This window comes from Halanaerobiales bacterium (assembly GCA_035270125.1).
Lineage (GTDB): Bacteria > Bacillota > Halanaerobiia > Halanaerobiales > DATFIM01 > DATFIM01.
Genome location: DATFIM010000240.1, coordinates 1 through 2,904 on the forward strand (window position 1 = coordinate 1; position 2,904 = coordinate 2,904).

Genomic DNA, 2,904 nt, shown 5'->3' on the forward strand with positions numbered 1-2,904 from the left:
ATGAAAAATGAGAAAAGCAATACCAGTGTGGCAGCAAAAGAGAGTTTCCGGATTACAAAACTGGGTGTCTTTTTACGTAAGAGTAAATTGGATGAGTTACCAGAGTTAATAAATATTATTCGAGGAGATATGAGCTTTGTGGGGCCACGTCCCGATGTGAAAGGGTATGCCGACCGACTGGAAGGCGATGACCGGATGATTTTACAATTAAAACCCGGACTAACCGGTGCTGCCTCTTTAAAATATAGAGATGAAGAAGAAATATTGAAGAAGCAGAAAGATCCCCAACAATATAATGATGAGGTTATTTTTCCGGATAAAGTTCGAATCAATAAAACATATATGGAAAAATGGACATTATGGCTGGATATGAAAATTATTTTGTTTACAGCATTAGGAAAAGATTTGAGAGAAGACTACTTTAAATGATTTGTTAACAAAATATTCAGAATATTAGTGTTTCATTGGTGTGTAAATAAATTTTAGCGTTTTTACGTTATACACAAATTTTAGAAGATAATTATGATCATTCAAGAGGGTAAAATAGTTTATAATAAAGATGATAAAATAAATAGTTTTCAATTTGATGATTATTCTATTTATTATAAAGGCCTTATTTTCGTGTCAGGCAAAAAAAGTGGGCAAGAAAGTATCAAATATATTATAAAAAGTATTTTAATAAATGAAAGTTTTCAGTTCGATAAAATATATGGTAATTTTTTTATTTATATAATTGATCATAGTAATAAGAGACAATTTATTTTTATTGATAATAGTGGAATTTTTAAGGCATATAAATATAAAAATTGTATTTCTACTTCATTTTTAGAATTGATCGACTTTTTTAAAGATATTACAATAGATAATATAAATTATAACAGTATTGTAGAATTTTTTCATTTTGGATTTACTTATTTTAATAACACACTGATTGAAGGAATAAATAGAATTGATGCAAAAGAAATTTTTATTTTTGAAAATAATAATCATCATACAAAAGAAAAAAAAATAAATTCAATAAATTCAATTTCTAAAATCAAAATGGGAGATTTTTTCTCTGATTTAATTTATGCTATCGGAGATAAAAAAATATCTGTTGATTTAACTGGAGGATTCGATTCTCGCCTAATATTGAGTTTCTTCAAGAAAAGTGATATCAAATTTGAACTTGCTATTAGTGGACAACCAAATAATAAAGATATAAAAATTGGCAAAAAAGTAGCATCAAAAATTTCTAAAGAATTTTATCCTACATATCATACAACAAAGAAATTTGAAATAGAAGATATGTATGAAATTTTTAAATTGTCTGATGCTCAGGTTGATATCGTTGATTATCATAGAAATAGCCAATTAAATAATGACAGATTATCAAGAAATGTTGAGATACAATTAAGTGGTGTTGGAGGTGAATTATACAAAGATTTTTGGTGGTTACATGATTTTCCCTTTTATAATAAATCGGTAACAAATTTAGAAAAATTATACAATTTTAGAATAGAGGCAACAGCTTTCCCTCATTCACTTTTAGGAAAGAGATTATTAAAGAATTCCAAGGCTTTAAAAAATGATACAATAAGAAAACTGAAATCTTATGTGCTTGAAAATAATACAAAATCCTATGACAATATATATTTTAATTACAAAATGAAAACTAATGCAGGTGTTTATGTTACTAGTGCAAATAATTATTTAACTTCTTATGCTCCTCTGCTTGAACAGGAGCTTGTTAAAATAGGATTTGGTTTAAAAAGAAGAAATCGTTTTTTTAATTACTTCCATCGAAAAATGATTTCAAAAAATCACCCTGAAATTTCCAGAATAAAAACAACTGATGGAACAACAACTTCATCATTAATTATTGATATATTGTTAGATATAATTTTTTATATTTTTGACAAAGTAAAAAGAATAGTAAAACAAATCATTAGAAAAATATTAAATAAGACTTATTTGCAAGAAACACCAACAAATCAAAATATTTATCCAATTGCAAAATCTACTGACTTTTTTAAAAAGAGTATTGAAACATTAAAAAAAATGAATATTATAGCAAATGATGTTGAATGTAAAAATGTTCCAAATCAATTAACAGGTAAGATTCTAACATTAAATCTATTGTTCGAAAGATTGAAGAAATAATTTTTTATTATGAATAAAAAAATATGGCTTTCCTCGCCACACATGTGCGGCCGGGAACAAAAGTATATTAATGAGGCCTTTGAACAAAACTGGATTGCACCACTGGGGCCTAATGTAAACGGTTTTGAACAGGAATTAGGAAATTATATAAAAGTTCCCCATGTTGCTGTTTTAAGTTCTGGTACAGCGGCCATTCATTTAGCGCTTATTATGTTAGGTGTTAGTCCCAACGATGAAGTACTTTGCTCTTCATTCACTTTTTCAGCAACAGCTAATCCTATTATATATCAAAATGCTACTCCAGTATTTGTTGATAGTGAGCAGGAAACCTGGAATATGGATCCGAAGCTATTGGAATTAGCAATTTTGGATCGAATAAAAAATGGCAAAAAACCAAAAGCGATTATGGTGGTTCATTTATATGGTATGCCGGCAAAAATGGATGAAATTTTAAAAATTGCAAATTATTATAGGATTCCGGTTATTGAAGATGCTGCCGAAGCTTTAGGCAGTAAATATGATGGAAAACATTGTGGCTCTTTTGGCGAGATGTCGGTTCTTTCGTTTAACGGGAATAAAATTATTACTACCTCAGGAGGTGGTGCTTTATTATCCAAAAATAAGGATTATATTCAAAAAGCCCGCTTTCTGGCTACCCAGGCAAGAGACCAGGCACCGCATTATCAGCATTCTCAAATAGGATATAATTACAGGATGAGTAATATTATTGCAGGGATAGGAAGGGGCCAGCTGGAAGTGCTT

At 28.9% G+C, this 2,904-nt stretch carries 3 protein-coding genes; all 3 read left to right on the forward strand.

Features of this window, described 5'->3' with window-relative positions:
* Positions 1-429 (forward strand): sugar transferase (locus VJ881_11645; GenBank protein ID HKL76709.1); only part of this gene is annotated, 429 nt, incomplete at its 5' end.
* 93 nt (positions 430-522) lie between these two features.
* Positions 523-2,142, forward strand: a complete 1,620-nt coding sequence (locus VJ881_11650; protein ID HKL76710.1) for a hypothetical protein — start codon at positions 523-525, stop codon at positions 2,140-2,142.
* 9 nt (positions 2,143-2,151) lie between these two features.
* Positions 2,152-2,904: aminotransferase class I/II-fold pyridoxal phosphate-dependent enzyme (locus VJ881_11655; protein ID HKL76711.1), on the forward strand; the 753-nt coding region annotated here is incomplete at its 3' end.

What these genes read in the sequence shown, in the direction of transcription:
- VJ881_11650 (HKL76710.1), top strand. Translation starts at nt 523, where the DNA reads ATGATCATTCAAGAGGGTAAAATAGTTTATAATAAAGATGATAAAATA.